The 23,110-nt window shown below is 51.5% G+C and carries 26 protein-coding genes and 1 pseudogene; 17 read left to right on the top strand and 10 right to left on the bottom strand.

Features of this window, described 5'->3' with window-relative positions; all coding sequences use genetic code 11:
- Nucleotides 1-24: 24 nt before the first annotated feature.
- The 3 genes from ACTHSN_RS07495 to amgK all read right to left on the bottom strand — a co-directional run bounded on the left by ACTHSN_RS07495 (nt 25) and on the right by amgK (nt 4,599).
- Nucleotides 25-1,485 (bottom strand): KAP family P-loop NTPase fold protein, encoded by a 1,461-nt coding sequence (locus tag ACTHSN_RS07495; RefSeq protein ID WP_440346428.1) that lies wholly within the window; start codon nt 1,483-1,485, stop codon nt 25-27.
- Between the two features lie 129 nt (nt 1,486-1,614).
- Nucleotides 1,615-3,510 (bottom strand): tRNA uridine-5-carboxymethylaminomethyl(34) synthesis enzyme MnmG, encoded by a 1,896-nt coding sequence (gene mnmG / locus ACTHSN_RS07500; RefSeq protein WP_440365236.1) that lies wholly within the window; start codon nt 3,508-3,510, stop codon nt 1,615-1,617.
- An 84-nt stretch (nt 3,511-3,594) separates the two neighbouring features.
- Nucleotides 3,595-4,599, bottom strand: coding sequence for an N-acetylmuramate/N-acetylglucosamine kinase AmgK (gene amgK, locus ACTHSN_RS07505; RefSeq protein ID WP_440365237.1), 1,005 nt, complete (start codon nt 4,597-4,599; stop codon nt 3,595-3,597).
- A 69-nt stretch (nt 4,600-4,668) separates the two neighbouring features.
- Here amgK and ACTHSN_RS07510 point away from each other — a divergent pair, with 69 nt between their 5' ends.
- From ACTHSN_RS07510 to ACTHSN_RS07520, 3 genes are all read left to right on the top strand, one after another.
- Entirely contained in the window at nt 4,669-7,068 is a 2,400-nt protein-coding gene (locus tag ACTHSN_RS07510) for an LPS-assembly protein LptD (RefSeq protein ID WP_440365238.1), read from the top strand.
- Nucleotides 7,065-8,054: a peptidylprolyl isomerase gene (locus ACTHSN_RS07515; RefSeq protein ID WP_293195694.1), complete on the top strand. Its 990-nt coding sequence runs from the start codon at nt 7,065-7,067 to the stop codon at nt 8,052-8,054. Before ACTHSN_RS07510 ends, ACTHSN_RS07515 begins: the two co-directional genes overlap by 4 nt.
- A gap of 106 nt (nt 8,055-8,160) precedes the next feature.
- Nucleotides 8,161-8,970 carry an alpha/beta hydrolase gene (locus ACTHSN_RS07520; RefSeq protein WP_308882247.1) on the top strand — a complete coding sequence of 270 codons (810 nt, stop codon included), beginning with the start codon at nt 8,161-8,163 and terminating at the stop codon, nt 8,968-8,970.
- Between the two features lie 233 nt (nt 8,971-9,203).
- On the opposite strand, the gene ACTHSN_RS07525 is transcribed toward ACTHSN_RS07520, so the two are convergent.
- Together ACTHSN_RS07525 and rsmI are read right to left on the bottom strand one after the other, a co-directional pair.
- Nucleotides 9,204-9,824, bottom strand: a complete 621-nt coding sequence (locus ACTHSN_RS07525) for a DUF1269 domain-containing protein (RefSeq protein WP_070814123.1) — start codon at nt 9,822-9,824, stop codon at nt 9,204-9,206.
- Nucleotides 9,825-10,041: 217 nt separating this feature from the next.
- On the bottom strand, nt 10,042-10,929 hold the full coding sequence (gene rsmI / locus ACTHSN_RS07530; RefSeq protein ID WP_070829718.1) for a 16S rRNA (cytidine(1402)-2'-O)-methyltransferase: 888 nt from the start codon (nt 10,927-10,929) through the stop codon (nt 10,042-10,044).
- Nucleotides 10,930-10,994: 65 nt separating this feature from the next.
- Here rsmI and ACTHSN_RS07535 point away from each other — a divergent pair, with 65 nt between their 5' ends.
- From ACTHSN_RS07535 to ACTHSN_RS07560, 6 genes and pseudogenes are all read left to right on the top strand, one after another.
- Nucleotides 10,995-11,342, top strand: a complete 348-nt coding sequence (locus ACTHSN_RS07535) for a YraN family protein (protein ID WP_070645256.1) — start codon at nt 10,995-10,997, stop codon at nt 11,340-11,342.
- A 4-nt stretch (nt 11,343-11,346) separates the two neighbouring features.
- Complete coding sequence (locus ACTHSN_RS07540; RefSeq protein ID WP_003749391.1) at nt 11,347-11,940, top strand: phosphoheptose isomerase; 594 nt, start codon at nt 11,347-11,349, stop codon at nt 11,938-11,940.
- Nucleotides 11,941-12,013: 73 nt separating this feature from the next.
- Entirely contained in the window at nt 12,014-12,625 is a 612-nt protein-coding gene (locus ACTHSN_RS07545) for a BON domain-containing protein (protein WP_070461240.1), read from the top strand.
- Between the two features lie 67 nt (nt 12,626-12,692).
- The gene (locus ACTHSN_RS07550; RefSeq protein WP_070645258.1) at nt 12,693-13,298 is read left to right on the top strand and encodes a hypothetical protein; all 606 of its coding nucleotides are present in this window, start codon (nt 12,693-12,695) and stop codon (nt 13,296-13,298) included.
- A gap of 39 nt (nt 13,299-13,337) precedes the next feature.
- Nucleotides 13,338-14,141, top strand: a pseudogene (gene map / locus ACTHSN_RS07555) (type I methionyl aminopeptidase); the annotation flags it as partial.
- 404 nt (nt 14,142-14,545) lie between these two features.
- Nucleotides 14,546-14,839 (top strand): helix-turn-helix domain-containing protein, encoded by a 294-nt coding sequence (locus ACTHSN_RS07560; RefSeq protein ID WP_003684039.1) that lies wholly within the window; start codon nt 14,546-14,548, stop codon nt 14,837-14,839.
- A gap of 94 nt (nt 14,840-14,933) precedes the next feature.
- Here the strand turns inward: ACTHSN_RS07560 and ACTHSN_RS07565 are convergent, their stop codons facing one another.
- From ACTHSN_RS07565 to ACTHSN_RS07575, 3 genes are read right to left on the bottom strand one after another with little or no spacing between them, the layout of a single operon-like run.
- Nucleotides 14,934-15,884, bottom strand: a complete 951-nt coding sequence (locus ACTHSN_RS07565) for a YheT family hydrolase (protein ID WP_063076203.1) — start codon at nt 15,882-15,884, stop codon at nt 14,934-14,936.
- Between the two features lie 12 nt (nt 15,885-15,896).
- Entirely contained in the window at nt 15,897-16,523 is a 627-nt protein-coding gene (locus ACTHSN_RS07570; RefSeq protein WP_070461243.1) for a phosphatase PAP2 family protein, read from the bottom strand.
- Nucleotides 16,523-17,335, bottom strand: coding sequence for a competence/damage-inducible protein A (locus tag ACTHSN_RS07575; RefSeq protein ID WP_070461244.1), 813 nt, complete (start codon nt 17,333-17,335; stop codon nt 16,523-16,525). The genes ACTHSN_RS07570 and ACTHSN_RS07575 overlap by 1 nt, the downstream gene beginning before the upstream one ends.
- A gap of 186 nt (nt 17,336-17,521) precedes the next feature.
- Here ACTHSN_RS07575 and ACTHSN_RS07580 point away from each other — a divergent pair, with 186 nt between their 5' ends.
- The 8 genes from ACTHSN_RS07580 to ACTHSN_RS07615 all read left to right on the top strand — a co-directional run bounded on the left by ACTHSN_RS07580 (nt 17,522) and on the right by ACTHSN_RS07615 (nt 21,800).
- Nucleotides 17,522-17,983 carry a hypothetical protein gene (locus ACTHSN_RS07580; protein WP_004467569.1) on the top strand — a complete coding sequence of 154 codons (462 nt, stop codon included), beginning with the start codon at nt 17,522-17,524 and terminating at the stop codon, nt 17,981-17,983.
- A 144-nt stretch (nt 17,984-18,127) separates the two neighbouring features.
- Nucleotides 18,128-18,244, top strand: coding sequence for a hemolysin D (locus ACTHSN_RS07585; protein WP_083290052.1), 117 nt, complete (start codon nt 18,128-18,130; stop codon nt 18,242-18,244).
- 9 nt (nt 18,245-18,253) lie between these two features.
- Complete coding sequence (locus ACTHSN_RS07590) at nt 18,254-18,640, top strand: hypothetical protein (protein ID WP_070461245.1); 387 nt, start codon at nt 18,254-18,256, stop codon at nt 18,638-18,640.
- Between the two features lie 126 nt (nt 18,641-18,766).
- Nucleotides 18,767-20,110: an argininosuccinate synthase gene (gene argG / locus ACTHSN_RS07595; protein WP_063069269.1), complete on the top strand. Its 1,344-nt coding sequence runs from the start codon at nt 18,767-18,769 to the stop codon at nt 20,108-20,110.
- Between the two features lie 42 nt (nt 20,111-20,152).
- Nucleotides 20,153-20,368 (top strand): DUF4177 domain-containing protein, encoded by a 216-nt coding sequence (locus ACTHSN_RS07600; RefSeq protein ID WP_003749376.1) that lies wholly within the window; start codon nt 20,153-20,155, stop codon nt 20,366-20,368.
- Entirely contained in the window at nt 20,361-20,576 is a 216-nt protein-coding gene (locus ACTHSN_RS07605) for a hypothetical protein (RefSeq protein ID WP_049330864.1), read from the top strand. The genes ACTHSN_RS07600 and ACTHSN_RS07605 overlap by 8 nt, the downstream gene beginning before the upstream one ends.
- 129 nt (nt 20,577-20,705) lie before the next feature.
- Nucleotides 20,706-21,155 carry a DUF3290 domain-containing protein gene (locus ACTHSN_RS07610; protein WP_107810676.1) on the top strand — a complete coding sequence of 150 codons (450 nt, stop codon included), beginning with the start codon at nt 20,706-20,708 and terminating at the stop codon, nt 21,153-21,155.
- A gap of 12 nt (nt 21,156-21,167) precedes the next feature.
- A complete protein-coding gene (locus ACTHSN_RS07615; RefSeq protein ID WP_070645269.1) occupies nt 21,168-21,800 on the top strand; it encodes a DUF421 domain-containing protein in 633 nt (210 codons plus the stop codon).
- A 72-nt stretch (nt 21,801-21,872) separates the two neighbouring features.
- On the opposite strand, the gene ACTHSN_RS07620 is transcribed toward ACTHSN_RS07615, so the two are convergent.
- Nucleotides 21,873-22,244 carry a DUF488 domain-containing protein gene (locus tag ACTHSN_RS07620; protein ID WP_107810677.1) on the bottom strand — a complete coding sequence of 124 codons (372 nt, stop codon included), beginning with the start codon at nt 22,242-22,244 and terminating at the stop codon, nt 21,873-21,875.
- Between the two features lie 64 nt (nt 22,245-22,308).
- Nucleotides 22,309-23,091, bottom strand: coding sequence for an indole-3-glycerol phosphate synthase TrpC (gene trpC / locus ACTHSN_RS07625; protein ID WP_107810678.1), 783 nt, complete (start codon nt 23,089-23,091; stop codon nt 22,309-22,311).
- Nucleotides 23,092-23,110 lie beyond the last annotated feature (19 nt).

Below are 23,110 nucleotides of genomic sequence, written 5' to 3' on the forward strand. Positions count from 1 at the left end.
TTTTTGGTTTTCAGACGACCTTTTTTATTGGGGTGTTTGCTCAAGACTGAGGACTCGGAAAGTGTTTTTGAGAATAGAAAAAACACCTTCTTTGCTTTTAGGGTAAATTTCTGAACCTTCAAGAAAATTTACATTAACTTGATTCATCCAATTATGCCAGTTGGAAATTTCGTAAATTTTAAAATGTGAATCCTCTGTAGTGCTGTAGTCCATTAACATTACGGTAATTACATCTGTATTTGTAGCAAGACGACCAGGACTATTTTGCGGAATCTCACGCAAAGATTTAATATTGAATAATCGAGCAAAATCTTTGCTATCAGTACGATTTTTATTAATATCGTCCATTAAACTCGGATAGAAGCAGAAGATAAATACACCTGTAATGCGAAGCAAAAAATATTGCCAGATTGCATTATTCAGTCCACCACTTAAAGAATGGTATATCTCTAAAAATCGGACTAATCGTTCTGTTTCTCTAAGCGATAAACCGTTCCGTTCTATCATATCGCTGATGAAATTCAAGATTATCTGTTGTTCAGTTAAACCTTTTAGCTCATCAGCTATACGGCTGTTTTGTATCAATTGTTTAAAATATTCAATCGAGACCAAAGCTCGCTCCTCCTCAATCCGAGCCACAACCTTATCCGGCAAAGCGAAGCTATACTTCAAAAACTTATCCAAGTATTTTTGCGCATCCACTTCCGCACCATACCGATGATTAATCGCCGCACGCAGTTGTTTGGTATTCGTTACCAACACAACTTTAACGTTTTCGACATCAAAGACGTGTTTGATAACTTCCAACATATCAACCGCGTAGTCGGGACGACAACGGTCAAGTTCATCGATAAACAGGATAATCGGTTTGTCCGCTGCCAATTCTTTCAGGCAGGCTTTGAGCGTTTCCAGATTTTTTTCCGCTTCGATTTGCTCTTTCAACAAGGCTTCGACGGTTGCATCGATGGTATGGCTGGCGATTGTGGCAGCGGCATCGGTTACGGTTTCGGCCAAACTGTCTGCATCTTGGCCGTCATTCATTATCTGTTGGAATTCTTCTGCCAAATCGTCTGTATTTTGCTTTAGAACATGACCAACCGCTGCCTTAGCAACGGTTTTCATCACGAATCCTGCGGCTTTCGCGACTTTCCTCGTAATATTTTTGCGCTGTTCAGACGGCTGATCGCCAGTATCTTCAGGCGTACATGCTTTAATGATTTCGGCAAGCAATGCCAGCAGAGGCTCTCCGCTGTGGTCTGAACGGAAGGCATCGATATAGACGGGCTGATAATCGGGATGTTGCTGCTGCATGAGCCGAATCAGTTTTTGGCAAAATTCGGTTTTGCCCATTCCCCAACCACCGTCGATAACCATAGGAGAAAGGTCGATGGGCGATGTCAACAGCCTGATGATGTTTTCGGCTATCGGCTTACGGTTAAATTCGTCGTGTGTAGCAAAAGTTTTTTCTAAAGCTTGAGTTTCCATATTATCCCTTTGTCTGTCATAGGTTTTGTGTAACGTATTTTACTCTGTCATCAGTTTTTATGTTTTTGTTCTTTTAAATATCAAAAAGGCCGTCTGAAAGTTTCAGATGGCCTTTATTCAAATTAAACCTTACTTGGCATCTTTAAACCCGCGTTTCAAATGCACCATCAACAATGCAACGGCGGCAGGGGTTACGCCGGAAATTCGGCTTGCCTGTCCAACGGTTTCGGGTTTGTGCTGGTTGAGCTTTTGCTGCACTTCTGCCGACAAACCTTTGACTTTCGCGTAATCGATGTCCTCGGGTAACTTTAAGGTTTCGATGTCGCGGCGGCTGTCGATTTCTTCGTTTTGGCGGTCGATATAGCCTTGGTATTTGACTTGGATTTCGACTTGTTCAACCACGCTGTCGGTAAGCGTGGTCTCAGGTTGTGCGTCGGGCAGGGTCATCAGCGCGGCGTAGTCGAGGTTCGGACGACGCAGGAGGTCGTGCAGGTTGGCTTCGCGGCTGAGTTTTTGACCGAATACGCGCAGCTGCTCTTCTTCGGCGAGTTTTTGCGGCGTGTACCACGTTGTTTTCAAACGTTGGATTTCGCGCTCGATGGCTTCGCGTTTTTCGTTGAACATGCGCCATTGTTCTTCACCCACCAAGCCGATTTTGTAGCCGTCTTCGGTCAGGCGCATGTCGGCGTTGTCTTCCCTGAGTTGCAGGCGGTATTCGGCACGGCTGGTGAACATGCGATAAGGTTCGTTCACGCCTTTGGTGATGAGATCGTCCACCAATACGCCGAGATAGGCTTGTTCGCGGCGCAGCAGGAGCGGGTCTTGTTCGCGGATATACTGCACGGCATTTGCACCTGCGAGCAGGCCTTGCGCGGCGGCTTCTTCGTAACCGGTCGTGCCGTTGATTTGTCCGGCAAAGAAGAGGCCTTGGATGGTTTTGGTTTCGAGGCTGGCTTTAAGGTTGCGCGGATCGAAATAGTCGTATTCGATGGCGTAGCCGGGGCGCAGGATATGGGCGTTTCCAAGGCCTTTCATGCTGCGGACGAGGGCGATTTGAATATCGAACGGCAGGCTGGTGGAGATACCGTTAGGATAGTATTCGTGCGTGGTCAGACCTTCGGGTTCGAGGAAAATCTGGTGGCTGTCTTTGTCGGCGAAGCGGTTGATTTTGTCTTCGATAGACGGACAATAACGCGGACCTACGCCTTCGATTTTGCCGGTAAACATCGGGCTGCGGTCGAAGCCTGAGCGGATGATGTCATGGGTTTGCGTGTTGGTATGCGTAATCCAGCAGGACACTTGGCGCGGGTGCATATCGGCGCTGCCGCGTACGGACATTACGGGAACGGGTGTGTCGCCGGGCTGTTCGGTCAGTTGGGAGAAATCAATCGTGCGTCCGTCAATACGCGGCGGCGTGCCGGTTTTCAGACGGCCTTGGGGCAGGTTTAATTCACGCAAACGTCCGCCCAGCGATTTGGCAGCAGGGTCGCCGGCGCGGCCGCCTTCGTAGTTTTCCAAACCGATATGGATTTTGCCGGACAAAAATGTGCCTGCGGTCAACACGACGGCGCGGGCTTTGAATTCCACGCCCATCGCGGTAACCACGCCGCTGATGCGTTCACCGTCGAGCGTTACGTCTTCGACGGCTTGTTGAAAAAGGTCGAGGTTTTCTTGGTTTTCCAACATCTCACGGATAGCGGCTTTATATAGGATACGGTCTGCCTGCGCGCGCGTGGCACGCACTGCCGCGCCTTTGCTGGCGTTCAGGCGGCGGAATTGGATACCGGATTTGTCGGTGGCCAACGCCATCGCGCCGCCGAGCGCGTCGAGTTCGCGCACGAGATGGCCTTTGCCGATGCCGCCGATGGAAGGGTTGCACGACATTTGTCCGAGGGTTTCGATGTTGTGTGAGAGCAGCAGGGTTTGCGCACCCATGCGTGCGGCGGCAAGCGCGGCTTCGGTACCGGCATGGCCGCCACCGACGACAATCACGTCGTAGGTTTTGGGATAAATCATGTAAGTCATGTTTGTGTGTTCTGTAAAGGTTTCAGACGGCCTTTTGTTGATCAGGCCGTCTGAAAAATGGAATCAAATCTTAAAAAACCAAGCTTAGAAGGTATAGCCTGTTTCCAATTCGTCATCACCGACCAATTCGACCAGCAATGCATACAGCGGCGCCAAATCGTTGTAACGGCGGGATACGCGGCGCAAGTAGTTCAAGAAGCGCGGGATTTCCGGGCGGTATTTGTCTTTGCCGTCGCGGTAGTACAGACGGGCAAAAATACCGACCACTTTCAAATGGCGTTGTACGCCCATCCATTCAAACCAGCGGTAGAACTCGTCAAACTCGGCAGGCACAGGCAGCTGGGCAGCGCGTGCTTTTTCCCAGTAACGGATGACCAAGTCCAATACAAATTCTTCTTCCCATTCGATAAATGCATCGCGTAGCAGCGATACCAAATCATAGGAAATCGGGCCGTAAAGCGCGTCTTGGAAATCCAACACGCCCGGGCGGCCTTTCGCCAACATCAGATTGCGGACGATAAAGTCGCGGTGGACATACACTTTGGGCTGCGCCAACAGGGGAGGCAGCAAAGTATCGACGGTTTGTTGCCACAACTGGCGTTGTTTGAAGGTCAACTCGCGGCCCAATTCTTTGGCCACAAACCATTCAGGGAACAAGTTAATCTCACGCAGCATGACTTCGCGGTCGTATTCCGGCAGTTTGCCGGGTTGGCTGGCTTTTTGCAGTTCGATCAGTTCGTCGATGGCTTCGAGCAGCAGGGCTTTGTGGGCGGTTTCGCTGTTTTCCTGATTCATGGCGGTCAGGAATGTGGTATTGCCCAAATCGTTCAGCACCATAAAGCCCAACGCTTCATCCACATGAAGCACTTGCGGCACATTGACCATGTTAAACAGTTTTTGCACTTTCAAATACGGCGCAACACTCATCTTCTCAGGAGGCGCATCCATACAGATGACAGTCTGGCCGTCTGAAAACGTCGCGCGGAAATAACGGCGGAAGTCGGCATCGGCTGCCGCAAAGCTCAATTCGAACGGCTGGTTCGGGTAAACAGACTCCAGCCAGTTTTGTAATTCGGTTTGTCGTTGCATAGCGGTATCGCAGAATTTCAGGTTACAATAACCGCTATTCTAACTGGCAAACCGATTTAAGGGGCGATTTTGGCTCGTTTATTTTCACTCAAACCCTTGGTACTCGCCTTAATTATGGGCTTTGGCGCAACAGCCGTGCGCGCGGAAGATGCTTCTGTTCCGCAGGCGGAAGACTATACCCCTGCCCACACCGCTGCATCCAAACCGGTAAAAACCAGCCAAAGCGAAGCCGATCCGCTTTCCTTGGGCAGCACTTGCCTGTTTTGCGACCACGAAGATGCCAAGCCGGCCGAAACCGCCGAAATCAAACGCAGCGGCGAGCCTGCCCTGCCTGCTGATTACACCCGCGTCAACGCCGATAAAATAGAAGGTCAAACCCAAGTCGCCGTCCTTGCCGAAGGCGACGTTATTGTCGAGCGCAATGCCGATGTTCTCAATGCCGATTGGGCGCAATACGACCAAGCCACCGATACCGTTACCGCCGGCGACCGCTTTACCCTGTATCAAAACGGTTCGACCGTATCCGGCGACCAATTGGTTTACAACCTCAAAGACCAAACCGGTTCCGGCACTGCCGTGCGCCTTAATACCGAACAAGGCGGCCGCCGCCTTCAAAGTGTCAGCGAAAAAGCCGAACTCAAAGGCAAAGGCCTCTACAAACTCATCAATACCAAATTCAACACCTGTTCGCCCGGCGATGCCAGCTGGTATATCCAAGCGCAAAGCATCGAAGCCGATGAATCGACAGGCATCGGCGTGGCCAAACACGCTTCACTGGTATTCGGCGGCGTCCCCGTCCTCTACACGCCTTGGGCGGACTTTCCCATCAACGGCAACCGCAAAAGCGGCCTGCTCGTTCCGACCATTGCCACAGGTTCAGACGGCCTTGAGCTGAGCCTGCCCTACTACTTCAACCTTGCCCCAAATTTGGATGCCACCATCCGCCCGGGCATTATCAGTAAACGCGGCGTGCAATTGGGTGGCCAAGTCCGTTATCTGCAACCGAATTACAGCGGCGAAGTCGATGGCGACTGGATGCCCAACGACCAAAAAAGCGTCCACAACAACCGCTACCAGTTCAAATGGAAACACCAGCAGCAGCTGAACAGCAAAATCAGCGGCGGCATCAACTACAACCAAGTTTCCGACGACGATTACTACCGCGACTTCTACGGCCGCGAAGACATCGCGCGCAACGTCAACCTTGACCGTCAGGCATGGCTCAATTACAGCGACAAACTGCTAGGCGGCAGCTTCGACGGCTCGTTGCGCGTACAAAAATATCAAACGCTGGCCAACCAAGACGGCTATAAAGACGAGCCTTATGCCATCATGCCCCGCCTGACCGGCCGTTGGCAAAGCCATCTCGGCAAGGCTCAGCTTAACGTGTTCGGCCAATTTACCCGTTTTGATCACGACACCAAGCAAGACGGCAGCCGCGTGGTGCTCTACCCGAGCGTCAAATGGGACTTCCACAACCAATGGGGCTACATCCGGCCTAAAGTCGGCGTACACGCCACTTATTACAGCCTCAACAGTTTCAACGGTCAAAGCGGCCGCAATGTCAGCCGCGTCCTGCCGATTATCAACGTCGACAGCGGCCTGACTTTCGAGCGCAGGGCCCGTCTCTTCGGCGGAGAATACCTGCAAACGCTTGAACCGCGCCTGTTTTACAACTACATTCCGACCAAGTCCCAAAACGACCTGCCTAATTTTGACAGCTCCGAAAACAGCTTTACCTATTCGCAGCTGTTCCGCGAAAACCTGTATTCGGGCAACGACCGCATCAATTCGGCCAACAGCCTGACGCTGGCCACACAAAGCCGTATCCTCAACCCCAACACCGGTGCGGAACTCTTCCGTGCAGGTATCGGCCAGAAGTTTTACTTCAAAAACGACAACGTCCTGCCTGACGGCAACGTCAGCAATTATCCGCGCAGCCAATCCGACTGGGTAGCCTTTGCACACGGCAACCTTACCCCGAGCACCCGCATTGATTTGGATATCCACTACAACCAAAACCTAAGCCGTGCCGAAAGCTACGCCGCAGGGATTGCCTACAACCCCGAACCCGGCAAAGTCTTAAGCGCGCGCTACAAATACGGACGCAACGAGCGCATCTATCTGCAAGCCAACGGCGACTATTTCTACGACAAACTCAGCCAAGTCGACCTTGTCGCCCAATGGCCGTTGAGCAAAAACCTGTACGCCGTCGCCCGTTACAACTACGAAATAGAAGCCAAAAAACCGCTGGAAATGCTCATCGGTGCAGAATACAAAAGCAACTGCGGCTGCTGGAGCGCGAGCTTGGTCGGCCAACGCTATGTTACCGGCGAAAACAGCCACAAAAACGCCGTATTCTTCAACCTCCAACTCAAAGACTTGAGCAATATCGGCAACAACCCATTCGAAAAACTCCGCTTAGCCATTCCCGGTTACAGCAAAACCAACGAGGTAGTCAAACAATGAACTTCAAACCCCTGATTCTCGTCGCCGCACTCACTCTCGCAGTAGGCGCACACGCCGCCCCTAAAGCCAAAGCAGGCAAAGCGCGCGCAGCCAAAGCCCCTGCCGTCAGCGCCACCACCATGCCTGCCGTACAAAGCGGCGTACATCTTTCAGACGGCATTGCCGCAGTTGTCGACAACGAAGTCATTACCCACCGCCAAGTAGAACAAGCCGTGGCGCAGGCACGTCAAACCATGCCGAAAGGCACACAAATGGACGCCAACGAGCTGCGCCAACAGGTTTTGGCACAAATGATCAACCAATCCCTGATCCTCCAAGCCGGCAAACGCCGCAACATCCAAGCGACCGATAGCGAAATCGAAGCCGTCATCGCGCACAACCCCAACATCAAAAATCCGTCTGCCGCCGTCCGTCAAGACATCGCCGACAGCATTATTGTTGAAAAAGTGCGCCAACAAGCCATCATGCAAAACAGCCGCGTGAGCGACTCCGAAGTGGCACGCTACATCGAGCAGGCCAAACAACAAGGCATCACCCTGCCCGAAGCCGACCCTGTGCGCCAATATCATGCCCAACACATCCTCATTAAAGCCGACAACGACAATGCCGCCGTCGGCGCAGAAAGCACCATCCGCAAAATCTACTCACAAGCCCGCAGCGGCGCAGATTTCGGCGGTTTGGCACGCCAATACTCGCAAGACAGCAGCGCCGGCAACGGCGGCGATTTGGGCTGGTTTGCCGACGGCATGATGGTTGCCCCGTTTGAAGAAGCCGTCCACAAACTCAAACCCGGCCAAATCAGCACCCCTGTCCGCACCCAATTCGGCTGGCACATCATCAAGCTGAACGACGTCCGCGAAGCAGGTACGCCTGAAGAGCGCCAACAAAACGCCGTCCGCCAATACCTGTCCCAACAAAAAGCGCAACAGGCGACCACCAACCTCCTGCGCGAACTGCACAGCAGCTCCTACGTTGACGTACGCTAATCACGCGTATTGTTAAAAAGGCAGAAATCCGTACAATAAGGCCGTCTGAAAACCATTGTTCAGACGGCCTTTTCCCTTAAGCAACCATTGATTAAAGCACCCCATCATGCCCATCCGCCCCAACTGGCAAGCCGCCACCCTGCTGCAAGCCGAAGAAACCGCCCTTACTTCCGCCCACACCGGCCGCACCTACCGCATTCAAGCCGCGGCACTCGGCGAGCGTCCGATAGGCGGCTATCCCGTGCTGTATATTCTTGACGGTGATGCCTTTTTCCCCGCCATCCTCAATATGGCGCAATCCCTGCTCATCAACCCCATCACCAAAAGCCATGCCGCCTGTCTGATTGTCGGCATCGGCTACACCGGCGGCACCATCCGCGACTTAAGCCAACGCGCCCTCGACTACACGCCGCCGTTGCCCGACAACGCGCCCGAATCCGAACGCAAACAATACGGCCAAGCCGACCGCTTCAGCCGCTTTATAGATGACGAACTCTCCGCCCTGCTCAACAGCAAATACCGCATCGATACCCAAAACCAAGCCGTCTTTGGCCATTCGTTCGGCGCCTTGTACGGCCTCTATTCCCTGTTCATCCGTCCCGAACGCTTCCGCCATTATTTGCTGGTTTCGCCGTCTATCTGGTGGCAAGAGCGCCGCGTACTCGATTGGCTGCCCGACGCTTTGCCGCAAGGAATCGGCATCCGCCTTGGCGCAGGCGAACATGAAGGCAGAAACAACCGTCCCGACCAAACCAGCCGCGGCATGGTCGCACAAGCCAAAATCCTTGCCGGCACTTTGCACCACCTCGGCGCAGATGTCCGCTTCACCCTCTACCCCAACGCCAATCACGGCAACGCCCCGTTTTACTCCCTGACCGACTGCATCGAATATTTGCGCAGCGCATGGCAGCGTTGAAGCAGGTTTGCCAAACATCGCGGCCGTCTGAAACGCAAACTTAGAAGCGTATTGAACCTATTGGATCAATCTAAAATCCAATTATAAAAAGGCCGAGACCTTTGCAAAGGTCTCGGGGCATGAAAAAGGGAGAGGCTACCTGAAAAATAGATTTTCAGGTAGCCTCAAACCGGTTTGGCATGCATCCGAAACGGAAAATTTGAGCGGTTACATACCTTGGGTTGGTGGCAGTGTTATTTCAACTTGGCTGCCAATTCGTCGAATTTTTGTTTGATGTCGGCCTTGAAGGCTTCCACTTTCTCTTTGCGTTCGGCTTTGCGCTGTTTTTTCCAAGCTTCGTGTGCCTGACGTGCCACTTCTTCCTGCGCTTCTATTGCTGCCAATACGTCCTGTTGGGCAACGGCTGCATCTTGCCGGAGAATAACGGTTTTGAAACGGTGGAAGAAAGCATCCAATACAGCCTCGTCGGATTCTTGCGCCAAAATAATGATTGCAGTACTGCCGTTATCCAGTTTTTTGGCTGTATTTTCCAGCAACGCCCCCTCTCCCAATGTTTGGGCAGTGCCTACATCACTGCCGATGAGTGCGCCAGTAGCTCCACCCAACAGAACACCGATAGGACCGCCGAGGATGCCGACCAGCGAACCAATGAGGCCGCCCGTCCATGTGCCTTCGACCGTATTGGCGGTAAAGTCGGTGCTTTCTGCTGGGATAATCAGACCATTTTCCTTTTTAACCAAAACGGCTTGTGCCACCAAAGCATCTGTTATCTGCGAGTAAGCTTTCAATTCAGAAAAGGCTTGATAAGCTTCGCTGGAGATGTCGAATAAGGCAACGATGATGTTTTGTTTCATAAGTCCACTCCCGTAGATTGAAAGATTTAAGAACATACTAGTTGTATGCAGTGTCATTGTAAATTACAAGGGGGGGGGAAGCAATGCGGCAAACAAAACTTTGCCTATATAAAGCCTGTAGAACCGGCAAACGGATAACGAACAATACCCAGCCTTGCCTGTAGGAAATCGTCGCATCGTTCACACCACAGGTTGAGAGAAATAAGCCTGCAAGACCTCAAGCGTCGTCTGAAATCCGTTTCCACTCCAACGCTAAATCGTACAAGGCTTTTTTGCTTTCGCCGGTAATCTTGGCGGCAAGCTCGGCGGCCTGTTTGGTCGGCAACTCAGCCGCAAGGATTTTCATGGTGTTTTGCGCCGCCTCGGGCAAATCACTGTGTTTCTCTTTCACAGCAGGGTGCAACACCAGCACCATCTCGCCACGCGTTTGGTTGCTGTCGTTTTTAAGGGCGGCTTGGATTTCGGCAACCGTGCCGCTGAGGAAGGTTTCAAACGTTTTGGTGATTTCGCGCGCCAAAGTCAAACGGCGTTCGGGGAACTGCGCGGCCATATCCGCAAGGCTTGCCTCGATGCGGTGCGGCGTTTCAAACATCACAATCGGAAAATCGGCTTCCGCCCATTTGGCCAGCAGCTTTTGGCGTTCGCCAGCCTTAGGCGGCAAGAAACCATTGAAGTAAAAATCGGATTCCGTCACCCCGGCCACGCTCAACGCCCCCATCACCGCGCTTGCGCCGACCACAGGCACCACTTTAAATCCGGCTTCGCGCACGCGGGCGGCAAGTTTCGCACCGGGATCGCAAACCGCAGGCGTACCCGCATCCGAAACTTGGGCGACGCTCAGGCCGTCTGAAAGATGGGCGATGATTTTATCGGCCATTTGCTGCTCGTTGTGTTCGCGCACGCTCACGAGTTTGCCCTGAATGCCGTACGCACTTAAAAGCTGGGCGGTAACACGGGTGTCCTCGGCGCAGATAATGTCGGCCTTTTGCAGAACGGCCAGCGCACGCAGCGTTATGTCGGCTAAATTGCCGATGGGTGTGGCGACAACGTATAATGTCTGTTTTTCGATGCTGTCGACGGCTTTTTGCAGGTGTTTTGTGTACATAGATTCAAGGCCGTCTGAAACGGCGTCTCTTTAAAAACAATGATTATATAACGGGTAAACTTTTCATGCGCTTAAACCACAAACAGGGGGCGGCGGCCGAAGATGCGGCGCTGGCATTCCTGCTGGGCAAAGACTGCTCGCTGCTGGCGCGGAACTGGCATTGCGCCTACGGCGAAATCGATTTAATCGTCAAAAACGGCGGTACGATTGTGTTTGTTGAAGTAAAATACCGCAAAAACCGAGGTTTCGGTGGTGCCGCATACAGCATCTCGCCGTCCAAATTATTGAAATTGCAACGAAGTGTAGAGTATTATCTGCAAAAGCACGGGTTAAACCATGCGCCCTGCCGCCTGGATGCGGTACTGATCGAGGGCGACGGCCCGCCCGAATGGATTCAAAATATTACAGGTTAACCTCATGACAACATTACAAGAACGCGTTTCCGCACATTTTGCCGAGAGTATCCGCGCCAAGCAGGAAGCTGAAAAAGTACTGGTTGAGCCGACCGCACAGGCTGCCGAGCTGATGCTGCAATGCCTGATGAACGACGGCAAAATCCTGGCCTGCGGCAACGGCGGTTCGGCTGCCGACGCGCAACACTTCGCCGCAGAAATGACCGGCCGTTTTGAAAAAGAACGCATGGAATTGGCCGCTGTCGCGCTGACGACGGACACTTCCGCCCTGACCGCCATCGGCAACGACTACGGTTTCGACCATGTGTTCAGCAAACAAGTGCGCGCGCTCGGACGTGCCGGCGACGTATTGGTCGGCATCTCCACCTCCGGCAATTCCGCCAACGTCATCGAAGCCATCAAAGCGGCACACGAACGCGACATGCACGTCATTGCCATGACCGGCCGCGACGGCGGAAAAATCGCCGCCATGCTCAAAGATACCGACGTTTTACTCAACGTCCCTTATCCGCGTACTGCCCGCATTCAGGAAAACCATATCCTGCTGATTCACGCCATGTGCGACTGCATCGACTCCGTCCTGCTTGAAGGCATGTAACCCTTTCTTTTCAGACGGCCTATCCCTTAAAGGCCGTCTGAACACCCAACCGTCCATACCCAAGGAAAAGGATATGAAGAATATCAAACGCTACGCCCTCCCCGTTCTGACCGCGACCCTCTTAAGCCTGAGTCTGAGCGGCTGCGTCGGCGCACTGATCGGCGGTGCAGCCGTCGGCACCAAATCCGCCGTCGACCGCCGCACCACAGGCGCGCAAACCGACGACAACGTTATGGCACTGCGCGTCGAAACCACCGCACGCTCCTACCTGCGCCAAAACAACCAAGTCCAAGGCTACAAGCCCAAACTGAACGTTGTCGGCTACAACCGCCACCTGCTCCTGCTCGGCCAAGTGGCTACCGAAGGTGAAAAACAATTTGTTGAACGCATCGCCCGTTCCGAACAAGCCGCAGAAGGCGTGTACAACTACATTACTGTCGCCTCACAAGCGCGTTCGTTCGGTGATGTGACCAACGATACTTGGGGTACATCCAAAGTCCGCGCCACCCTGTTGGGCCTCAGCCCGGCCACCCAGGCACGCGTCAAAATCGTGACTTACGGCAACGTGACCTATGTGATGGGCATCCTCACGCCGGACGAACAAGCCCGCGTGACCCAAAAAGTCAGCACGACCGTCGGCGTACAAAAAGTCGTGACCCTCTATCAAAACTACGTTGCCAACTGATTCACAGGCAACCCGGGGCCGTCTGAATATTCAGACGGCCATTCCTCCAACGATTACCCGCCACATCATGTCCAAGAATAATAAAACCCCTTTCCAACTTAAGCCCAAACACCTAATCCGCGCTTTATTCCTTGTCAGCTTTATCGCCGTCGCAGCCCTTGTTGCCGGCGTATTCAGCACCCTAAACTCCGGTAAAACCGACGTACCCGAAAAAAGTCCTGCCGAACAAACCGACACACGCATTGAAGTTTGGCGCCCCAACGGCACTGTCGAACCTGAAACCGTCCAACCTGCCAAAGACGGCGACGCAAAAACCGCCTCCGGCAATCCTGTCGTCCCACAAGACGAAAAAGGCGAAAAAGCGGAAGAAGGTATAAAAAACGACCGCTCCACTGTACACCGCAGCAAACGCACTGAAAACAAACGCGCTGAAGCCGACAAATCAGAAAACACACAATCCGACAACAGCAGCCCTGCCGCTCAAAACACACCTCAAGCAGACAGCCAGCCGGTAGCAAACAAAGCCGCAGACAGCAAACCTGCCGCACAAGCGGTAGAAAACAAACCGGCAAAAGCCAAAGTCCCCGAGTCCAAACCGACTCCGAAAGCCGAGCCTGAGGCCAAACCACAAGCCAAACCGCGCAATAAAGACAATCTCGACAACCTGTTTTAAACAGACGGCACACCCGTCCCGTTCAGACGGCCTCTATGCCGTCTGAAACAAGAAGGAAACCTCATGGACAAAGTCATCATCAAAACCCCCGAAGAAATCGAAAAAATGCGCGAACTCGGCCGCTTGGTCGCCGAAGCCCTCGATTACATCGGCCAATTCGTCAAACCCGGCGTAACCACCAACGAAATCGACAAACTCGTTTACGACTACCACGTCAACGTTCAAGGTGGTTATCCAGCCCCCCTCAACTACGGCAACCCGCCTTACCCGAAATCCTGCTGCACCTCCGTCAACCACGTCATCTGCCACGGCATTCCCGATGACAAGCCGCTGAAAGAAGGCGACATCGTCAACATCGACCTGACCATTAAAAAAGACGGTTTCCACGGCGACTCCAGCCGTATGTTTACCGTCGGCAAAGTCTCCCCGATTGCCCAACGCCTGATCGACGTGACCCACGCCTCCATGATGGCGGGTATCGAAGCGGTCAAACCTGGCGCCACCCTCGGCGACGTCGGCTATGCCTGCCAACAGGTTGCCGAAAATGCCGGCTATTCCGTCGTACAGGAATTCTGCGGACACGGCATCGGCCGCGGTTTCCACGAAGCGCCGCAAGTGGTCCACTACGGCCGCAAAGGTGAGGGCCTCGTCCTCAAACCGGGCATGATTTTCACCATCGAGCCGATGATCAACCAAGGCAAACGCCATCTGCGCATCCTGAACGACGGTTGGACAGTGGTCACCAAAGACCGCTCCCTCTCCGCCCAATGGGAACACGAAGTTTTGGTTACCGAAACCGGCTACGAAATCCTCACCGTCAGCCCTGCCAGCGGTAAGCCTTAACCTTGAAAAAACCTTCAGGCCGTCTGAAAACATAGATTCAGACGGCCTAAAATTTATTCGCATTCTCAATCCAGAAAACCGAATAAAAACTCGAAATTAAGTTTTTACCCATATTGAATTGTTTAATTATGTAAAAATTTGCTTATGCCATATCTAAGATAAACGCATAATTTAATGATTTATATAACAAAATTTTACTGAAATAATGAATTAAGAAATATTTACACAAATTATGGCAGACAGCAGAAAACTTCTTTCGAATATACTGTCTAATTATCTAGATCAGCCATTTGCAATACGCCCACATATCACCCCAAAAAACAATAGGGAAAAGGATGCCGGCATTCTTGCAGACCTTTTTTATGCCTAATGGCATACACTAAATACCACAATAAGGAAGATTCATGAAATCGTTCGAAAAAATTGAAAATATCCGCGATATCCGTAAAAAACTCGGCCTGAACCAAATGGACTTCTGGAGTCGCATTGGTGTGACTCAATCCGGTGGTTCCCGTTACGAGTCCGGCCGCAATATGCCTAAACCTGTACGCGAATTGCTGCGTTTGGTACACATCGAGCGCGTAGATTTGGCTAAAGTAAACCGTGATGACTTGGCCGTTGCGTCCTTACTGAAAAACCGCGACCCTGAGTTGTACGCTTCTCTGAAAAAAGAAGCCAAAGCCGACAAAGGCAAATAATCAAGCTATTCAAAAGGCCGTCTGAAACTCGTTTTCAGACGGCCTTTTTACTTTCTTCACTCTAAGGGCATGTCACATACATGCCCTTTTTCATTTACGGCTGATACTGTTTGAAATAGTCCAACACCGTTTGCGGCAGCCATTGCAGATTCAGACGGCCTTGATCGCGGCTGACAAAGCCGACATGACCGCCGTATGCCGGTTGCAGCAGCGTAACGGCTGAGGACACGTCCCGCCCGGTCGGCAAGGCTTCTGGCGGCAGGAAGGGGTCGTTGACGGCATTGAGCAGCAGCAACGGCGTATCTACGCCTTTCAGAAACGGTTTGCAGGAATTGCGGCGGTAGTAATCATGACGGTCGGCAAAACCGTGTAACGGCGCGGTAAAGCGGTCGTCAAAATCGCCAAGCGTTTTGCAGTTTTGCTGGCTTAAGGCCGTCTGAAACTGAGGAATCGCCTGGGCTTTCGGCAACAGCGAATTTAAAAAATAGCGCGTGTAAATCAAGCGCGTCATGCCCTGATCAAAACGTGTACCGGCGGCCACGGCATCAACCGGCGCGGAAACGACGGCAGATGCGCGCGGAACGGCATTACTGCCCTGCTCGCCCAAATATTTGGCCAGGGCATTCCCCCCCAAAGAAACGCCGACAGCGTAGATGGTTGAATAGCGTTGTGCCAGCGTGTTGAGCATAAAAGCGATTTCGGGCGTATCGCCGAGATGGTAGAACACGGGCGCGGTGTTTTCTATGCCGCCGCAACTGCGGAAATGGGCAACCACGCCGTTCCAACCGCGCTGCTGTACGGCTTTCATCAACTCGACCGCGTAATGGCTCTCGCTGCTGCCTTCCAGTCCGTGGAACAAAACCACCAACGGCGCATCGGGGTCGGCGCTGTCGACAAAATCGTAGGCAACTTGGGTTTTGCCGGTGCTGTCGGGCAGAAGCTCGCGGCGGTAGTCAGGCGCTTTGCCTTGCAGCAGCTTGGCAAACAGGGTGTCGGCATGGCCGTTTCTGAGCCAATAAGGCGTGTTGGGTGAACGTGTATTCATGATTCGTTTCTTCTATTTTTCAGACGGCCTGAAGATGAGCATATACACCAGCAAGGCAGTCAGCGTGCCGTTTGTCCAGCCTGCCCAAACGTCGGTGGGATAATGCACGCCCAAATAAATGCGTGAAAACCCGGTCAGCAGGGCAAAGGAAATACCGCCTATCCAAGCGGCGCGGCGGTAGCGCGTGCGGCGGCAAAGCAATATCAGCATGACGGCAATGGCGGCGGAAAACGTACTGTGGCCGCTGGGAAAGGAAAAATTGCTCTCTTCAATCAGGCGCGGCCAAAGCAGCGGACGTTCGCGGGCAAACCAAACCTTCACAATCAGCATGTTCAAAGTCGGCATCAATGCCGCCAACACGCAAAACAGTGCTTCGCGCTTCTTATCGGCAAAATACAGGGCTGCGGCGACTGCGCCGATCAGCGGCACGGCAATCTCGGTTTTGCCCAGATAGTGCAACACGGTGGCAATCGGGTCAAACCATGTGCCCGCATGGGCATGGACGGCGTGCATCAGCGGCGGTTCAAAAGCGAAGCCGCCATATTGCGCCAGCCAAATGCCGATGATGAGGGTCGGCGGCAAAAACAGCAAAGAGGCAAAAATCAGTGCGCGTCTGGATTGGGCCGGGGATAAGTGCATTATTCCACCGTTTCTTTCAAAGTCGCGCCAATCGCCTGCAAACCCTGCAACGCATCTTCCCACGCCGTATCCAACAAGCGGCAGGCCTCACCTTCCGCTTTGATGCCGAACTCGATATGCGGCGGAGTGTAACGGCCGTCTGAATCGGTACGGCCCACGGTGGGCAGGCTGTAAGAACGGACACCGGCGTAGGTACGCTCAAGATGTTCCATAATCGGCGTAATGCGCGACTCGGGTTGGTCGAACACATACACGCTGCGGCTGCCGCGTTCAGTTTGGTTGAAACGGTTGGCGTAATAAGTTTCCAATACCCATTCCGCCATCGGGTGCGCCATCACGGGGAAACCGGGGAAGAAATAATGCTCGCGGATGGAAAATCCGGCGATATTATTAAACGGATTGGGCACAAGTTCCGCGCCTTCGGGAAAATCCGCCATTTTCAGGCGTTGGGCGTGTTCCGGCGAATCGAGCGGCTCGCCGCGTTTCAGGGTTACGCCTTCGATAAACTTGGCGGCTTCAGGATGGCGGACAACGGGCAAATCCAAAGCAGCCGCTGCGGCTTGGCGCGTGTGGTCGTCAGGCGTAGAGCCGATACCGCCGGTAACGAAAGTCGGCAGGCCGTCTGAAAAACTGCGGCGCAGTTGTTTGACCAGCAATTCGGGTTCATCGGGCAGATATTGCACCTGATTGAGTTTCAGCCCGCGCGATTCCAATAAAGATTTGAAAAAGGCGAAATGCTTGTCTTGGCGGCTGCCGTGCAGGATTTCATCGCCGATGATGATGAGGTTGAACAAATGCTGTCGGTCTTTCATAATCTTTCCTTCTGCCTAAAGGCTATTCATGATTTCCCATGATTACTGTTCCAATATTGCTTATTAGGTAAATCAAATGGGAAATACGTTGTTATTGTTGTTGCAAAAGATGGGCCGTATAAGGATAAAGTCATTGCAAGCTTTATACCAGATAATAATCAATTAAACCTAATTAGTGGTAACTAAATGAAAATAATAGATTTTTTAAAAAATTGTGGTACTGACCAGTTTTCTATATTGTGTTATGGTATTTTTTTAAAAGAAGACAGAAATCATGAAAATATAAAGCAATGGGAATCTAGATCACGTTGCATTAAATCTGAAAAATATATTCTTGAAAATAATGAGTGGAAATATGATATTTTTTTAACAGAATCTTATTTTTTATATTCCAAAAATATTGATTTATTTAATGTAATTAAAGATGAAATACTAAATATCAATCAGCTTAATCCAATAGCTATAATATGCATGTTTGATGGTGCTTTCTCAGATTTTAATTATCTGAAGAATATAGATATAATTCAACAAACTTATGCATTCTGGTCAAAAGATATTGGTTTGTATATTGCTGAAGATACAGATACCCTACAATCAAATGAATGGAGTGAAAAAATTATATATCTATATAACCATATAGATATATAACAAGCATAGCCAGCGTAGCCAGTCTGTCTGATAGCAAGCGTGGGTGCTCGCACTCACGCGTTCTCTTTTTCGCTGTTAATCCGCTTTCAGGCAGCCTTAAAACCACTTACACTTACCTTTTTTGTTTTACCCCCCCTCTAAACTATGCCCACCATCACAACCCTAAACATCATCTCCCCTAAACTCTACCCCAATGAACAATGGAACGAAAGCGAAGCACTCGGTGCCATCACTTGGCTATGGTATAGGTGCAACGGATAGGAGAGGCTCATGTTTGTAATCGGCATTTTTGCGTTTTTCATGTTCATTATCAGCCTTTTTGTGTGTACGTTTGTGCTGATTGTTCAGTATTTGATTATTCGCCGTAAAATTCATCAAGACAAACGGGCAGTCAATTTTCGCGCCAAATATGCTACGCTTTCCACATTTTTTATACAATGGGTTGTTCTGAACGCATTCAGCCTCTTGCCTGCAAACCGTATGATTTTTTCACTGGCAGTCTTTACGGATATTTTACTTGGTTTTTTGTGGTTGTTTTTTGTTGCAACCAATGCAGATGAAATGTGGCGTTTGACCGGGCAAAAAGGCTACTTGTTGTGGCCTTTGGCAGCTGCTTCGGTTTGGGCAGTATGCTTCATTGCATTCAGCGTCAGATAGCACCATCAATAATTGCGGACAAATGCCGTCTGAAAACCTGAATGCTTTTTCAGACGGCATCAAAGTAGATTATCTTATCCATTTATAAGATAATGGTTTCAACTTTTCAAGTCTGGAGGAATCCCAATGAGCCAAAACCATACCATTTTACAAAATCTCCCCGTCGGTCAAAAAGTCGGCATCGCCTTCTCCGGCGGTCTTGATACCTCTGCCGCGCTGTTGTGGATGAAACTCAAAGGCGCACTGCCTTACGCCTACACCGCCAACCTCGGCCAACCTGACGAAGACGATTACAACGCTATTCCTAAAAAAGCGATGGAATACGGCGCAGAAAATGCCCGCCTGATTGACTGCCGCGCGCAGTTGGCACACGAGGGCATCGCCGCCATCCAATGCGGCGCATTCCACGTTTCCACCGGCGGCATCGCCTACTTCAACACCACGCCTCTGGGCCGCGCCGTTACCGGCACCATGCTCGTTTCCGCCATGAAGGAAGACGACGTCAATATTTGGGGCGACGGCAGCACCTACAAAGGTAACGACATCGAGCGTTTCTACCGCTACGGCCTCTTGACCAATCCCGCGCTGAAAATCTACAAACCTTGGCTCGACCAACAATTTATCGACGAACTCGGCGGCCGCCACGAAATGAGCGAATTTCTGATTGCCAACGGTTTCAACTACAAAATGTCGGTTGAAAAAGCCTACTCCACCGACTCCAATATGCTCGGCGCGACGCATGAAGCCAAAGACTTGGAATTCCTCAACAGCGGCATCAAAATCGTCAAACCTATCATGGGCGTTGCCTTCTGGGACGAAAACGTCGAAGTCAAACCCGAAGAAGTCAGCGTACGCTTTGAAGAAGGCGTGCCCGTTGCACTGAACGGCAAAGAATACGCCGACCCCGTCGAACTCTTCCTCGAAGCCAACCGCATCGGCGGCCGTCACGGCTTGGGCATGAGCGACCAAATCGAAAACCGCATCATCGAGGCTAAATCACGCGGCATCTACGAAGCCCCGGGCATGGCATTGTTCCACATCGCCTACGAGCGTTTGGTGACCGGCGTCCACAACGAAGACACCATCGAACAATACCGCATCAACGGCCTGCGCCTCGGCCGCCTGCTCTACCAAGGCCGCTGGTTTGACAGCCAAGCCCTTATGTTGCGCGAAACCGCCCAACGCTGGGTCGCCAAAGCCATCACCGGCGAAGTCACCCTCGAACTGCGTCGCGGCAACGACTACTCGATTCTGAACACCGAATCGCCTAACCTGACCTACCAACCGGAACGCCTGAGTATGGAAAAAGTCGAAGACGCAGCGTTCACACCGCTCGACCGCATCGGACAACTGACTATGCGCAACCTCGACATCACCGACACCCGCGCCAAACTGGGTATCTACTCGCAAAGCGGTTTGTTGTCGCTGGGCGAAGGTTCGGTATTGCCGCAGTTGAATAATAAGGAGTAGAATCAGGGGGCTTTAAAGCCCCCTGATTTTTAAAGGAATAAAATGAAAGAATATAAAGCCGTCATTTATCAAGAGAACCTGCTTTCCAGTTTGGTTTTCGGCAGCGCCAAAATCAATCCGGTCAAATTCAGCGATTTCCTCAACAGCCACGCTTCGCAAGGCTGGAAGGTCGTTACCATGGAAAAAGACCAGCGCCGCATGCTGCTGTTTTTCGTGCGTGAAGCCTACGTCGTCATTTTGGAAAAAGAACGTGTTTAAACTCGGCGTTTATGCCTGTCTCGGATTATTCGTCAGCTGGGTGTTGCTCTTAATTCTGCAACTTTGGTTTTCCTTCGTCGATGCCGATTTGTTTCTCAAAATCACCCTGACCATGGCAGGTCTTTTCATTATCATTCTGGCCAGTTTACTGGTGATCAGCCAGTATTTTTCCGAAAAGAAAATGAAAGACGACGGATTTATCAACTGATACTACTTCGGGAATCACCATGTGTGCTTTATCCGAAACCTTAACGCAACATCCTTGTTTAATAGACGAGGCCGTCTGAAATTTAAGTTTCAGACGGCCTTATTACCCTTCCCAAATTTATCAAATACCATGAAATTCTTTTCTCACTTTTATCTTGAAAACCATATGTATTTCAACGACTACTTGAAATACGTCCTGATTTTCGCCGCCCTCGTCATCCTCCTGCTCGCCGTATCGCAATACCTGCGCCACCGCATGGACACCAAATACCGCGACCTGAGCATTATTGCGCTGCTGTTGCTCATCCTCATCTGCGGCACGCAATATCTTTCATACAGCGAGCGTCAGAACTTCGCCGCCGACACCTCTCGCATGGTTGGCTTTCTCAATGCCTTGATTGAAAACCAAAAGGTTGAAAAACAAGACATCATCGTCAACAGCACGCGTCTGTCCAACGGCATGATTGTCGGCATCAAAAGCCAATATTACGAAGTCCATTTCAATCAAGACTTCTCCGCCTACACGCTGACGCCCATCAATCTGGTCAACAACAATATCGAACTCATCGATAAAGAATAACAGGATACACACATGGAAACATACTCCCTGCTCGCCCTCAAACTGCTGATGGGTATTTTAGGTTTGATTTTGCAAATCAACCTCTTAGGTAAAGGCAACCTCGCGCCGACCTCCGCCATGGACCAAGTACAAAACTATGTACTCGGCGGCATCATCGGCGGCGTGATTTACAGCGACAGCGTCGGCCTGTTGCAATTTTTCCTCGTGCTGATTTTGTGGACGCTGTTGGTCTTGAGCCTGAAATTCATCAAAAACCACAACCGCTGGGTCAAATCCGTAATTGACGGCAAATCCGTTTGGATCATCGTCAACGGAAAAGTCCAAGCAGAAGAATGTATGAAAAACGGCATCAGCGCACACGACCTCATGTTCAAACTCCGCGCCGCCGGCATCTACGAAATCTCTGCCGTCAAACGTGCCGTGATGGAACAAAACGGCCAGCTCGCCGTCATTAAGTACGGCGACGAAAGCCTGCGCTATCCACTGATTACAGACGGCCAAGTTGACCCCGACATCCTCGAAATCATTAAGCGTGATGAAGAATGGCTGCAACAGGAACTCGACCGCCTCCACCTTGAAGCCTCGCAAGTCTATATCGGCGAATACATAGACGGAAAATTGGTGGCACACCGTTATCCTTCTTGATTTGAAAATAGCAGGCCGTCTGAAACCTTGATTTCAGACGGCCTTTTTGTATTCAGCCCAAACACTGATTTTTTAATCGCGATATTCAAACCTTGCACCCAAAAATTGAGCCAGCGCAGAGACGTGGGAATGTCGGGGATCTTTGACGGCGGTCAGCAACAGGATATTGCCGTGCTGTTTTTCCAAATCCAGCAGCCGCTTGATGGCGGCCTGCTCGGTATCGCCTTGCAGCTCTTCATGATAACGGCTGACAAAACTGTCAAAATTCTCAGTCGGATTTTCGTGATACCAGCGACGCAGGTTTGCACTGGGTGTAATGTCTTTCAGCCAAAGCGCAGTGGCAAAAATCTCTTTGCGGACGCCTCGCGGATAGAGGCGGTCGATAAAGACGGCGGTCTGTTCGGGATTGGGCTGATACGCGTAAATGCGCTGTACGGTAAACATTTTTTCTCGTCTCCAATGGATTCAGGCCGTCTGAAAATTCAGACGGCCTGATGTTTTTTAGGGTTTAAAACAATTTTTTGACTTCGGCTTCGATGTCGTCGGCACGCATAAAGGTTTCGCCGATCAGGAAAGTATGCACGCCGTGGCTACGCATGAAATCGACGTCTTCTTTGTTGCGGATGCCGCTTTCGGTAACAACGGTTTTGCCGTTTAATTCGGGCAAGAGGTCGAGGGTTTGCTGCAGGGTTACTTCAAACGTACGCAGGTTGCGGTTGTTGACGCCCCACAACGGCGTGGTCATGTTGCGGCATTTTTCCAGCTCGGACGCATCGTGCAACTCCAACAATACAGTCATGCCCAATTCGTGGGCGACGGCTTCAAAACGCTCAAGCTGCTCGGCTTCCAATGCGGCGGCAATCAGAAGAACCGCATCCGCACCCCACGTGCGCGCCTGATAGATTTGGTATTCGTCGATGATGAAATCTTTACGCAAGACCGGCAGCGCCACGGCCGCACGCGCCTGTTTCAAATACTCGGGCGAGCCTTGGAAATAAGGTTCGTCCGTCAACACGGACAAACAGGCCGCGCCGGCTTTTTCATAGGCAACGGCAATTTCGGCAGGATGAAAATCAGGACGGATCAGGCCTTTGCTCGGGCTGGCTTTTTTGACTTCGGCAATAATAGCTGGCAGATTCTGCGCGTGTTTTTCACGGATCGAGCCGATAAAGCTGCGAACCGGCGTGGCTGCCTGCGCTTGGGCTTTGATGTCTTCCAAGGAAACGGCGGCTTTTTGTGCGGCCACTTCTTCTGCTTTGGTGGCAAGGATTTTGTTGAGAATATCGGTCATGGCGTTTTTCTATTGGGGC

The sequence above is a fragment of the Neisseria sp. P0009.S010 genome (genome assembly GCF_051958545.1).
GTDB lineage: Bacteria > Pseudomonadota > Gammaproteobacteria > Burkholderiales > Neisseriaceae > Neisseria > Neisseria subflava_A.

Excerpts from the sequence above, each read along its gene's own strand:
- ACTHSN_RS07615 (WP_070645269.1), top strand. The coding sequence starts at position 21,168 with ATGGAAACATACTCCCTGCTCGCCCTCAAACTGCTGATGGGTATTTTA.
- trpC (WP_107810678.1), bottom strand. The coding sequence starts at position 23,091 with ATGACCGATATTCTCAACAAAATCCTTGCCACCAAAGCAGAAGAAGTG.
- ACTHSN_RS07620 (WP_107810677.1), bottom strand. The coding sequence starts at position 22,244 with ATGTTTACCGTACAGCGCATTTACGCGTATCAGCCCAATCCCGAACAG.
- ACTHSN_RS07535 (WP_070645256.1), top strand. The coding sequence starts at position 10,995 with ATGCGCTTAAACCACAAACAGGGGGCGGCGGCCGAAGATGCGGCGCTG.
- ACTHSN_RS07545 (WP_070461240.1), top strand. The coding sequence starts at position 12,014 with ATGAAGAATATCAAACGCTACGCCCTCCCCGTTCTGACCGCGACCCTC.
- ACTHSN_RS07580 (WP_004467569.1), top strand. The coding sequence starts at position 17,522 with ATGAAAATAATAGATTTTTTAAAAAATTGTGGTACTGACCAGTTTTCT.
- ACTHSN_RS07550 (WP_070645258.1), top strand. The coding sequence starts at position 12,693 with ATGTCCAAGAATAATAAAACCCCTTTCCAACTTAAGCCCAAACACCTA.
- ACTHSN_RS07495 (WP_440346428.1), bottom strand. The coding sequence starts at position 1,485 with ATGGAAACTCAAGCTTTAGAAAAAACTTTTGCTACACACGACGAATTT.
- argG (WP_063069269.1), top strand. The coding sequence starts at position 18,767 with ATGAGCCAAAACCATACCATTTTACAAAATCTCCCCGTCGGTCAAAAA.
- ACTHSN_RS07565 (WP_063076203.1), bottom strand. The coding sequence starts at position 15,884 with ATGAATACACGTTCACCCAACACGCCTTATTGGCTCAGAAACGGCCAT.
- amgK (WP_440365237.1), bottom strand. The coding sequence starts at position 4,599 with ATGCAACGACAAACCGAATTACAAAACTGGCTGGAGTCTGTTTACCCG.
- ACTHSN_RS07575 (WP_070461244.1), bottom strand. The coding sequence starts at position 17,335 with ATGAAAGACCGACAGCATTTGTTCAACCTCATCATCATCGGCGATGAA.
- ACTHSN_RS07520 (WP_308882247.1), top strand. The coding sequence starts at position 8,161 with ATGCCCATCCGCCCCAACTGGCAAGCCGCCACCCTGCTGCAAGCCGAA.
- ACTHSN_RS07570 (WP_070461243.1), bottom strand. The coding sequence starts at position 16,523 with ATGCACTTATCCCCGGCCCAATCCAGACGCGCACTGATTTTTGCCTCT.
- ACTHSN_RS07515 (WP_293195694.1), top strand. The coding sequence starts at position 7,065 with ATGAACTTCAAACCCCTGATTCTCGTCGCCGCACTCACTCTCGCAGTA.
- ACTHSN_RS07560 (WP_003684039.1), top strand. The coding sequence starts at position 14,546 with ATGAAATCGTTCGAAAAAATTGAAAATATCCGCGATATCCGTAAAAAA.
- mnmG (WP_440365236.1), bottom strand. The coding sequence starts at position 3,510 with ATGACTTACATGATTTATCCCAAAACCTACGACGTGATTGTCGTCGGT.
- ACTHSN_RS07590 (WP_070461245.1), top strand. The coding sequence starts at position 18,254 with ATGTTTGTAATCGGCATTTTTGCGTTTTTCATGTTCATTATCAGCCTT.
- ACTHSN_RS07600 (WP_003749376.1), top strand. The coding sequence starts at position 20,153 with ATGAAAGAATATAAAGCCGTCATTTATCAAGAGAACCTGCTTTCCAGT.
- ACTHSN_RS07610 (WP_107810676.1), top strand. The coding sequence starts at position 20,706 with ATGAAATTCTTTTCTCACTTTTATCTTGAAAACCATATGTATTTCAAC.
- ACTHSN_RS07525 (WP_070814123.1), bottom strand. The coding sequence starts at position 9,824 with ATGAAACAAAACATCATCGTTGCCTTATTCGACATCTCCAGCGAAGCT.
- rsmI (WP_070829718.1), bottom strand. The coding sequence starts at position 10,929 with ATGTACACAAAACACCTGCAAAAAGCCGTCGACAGCATCGAAAAACAG.
- ACTHSN_RS07540 (WP_003749391.1), top strand. The coding sequence starts at position 11,347 with ATGACAACATTACAAGAACGCGTTTCCGCACATTTTGCCGAGAGTATC.
- ACTHSN_RS07585 (WP_083290052.1), top strand. The coding sequence starts at position 18,128 with ATGCCCACCATCACAACCCTAAACATCATCTCCCCTAAACTCTACCCC.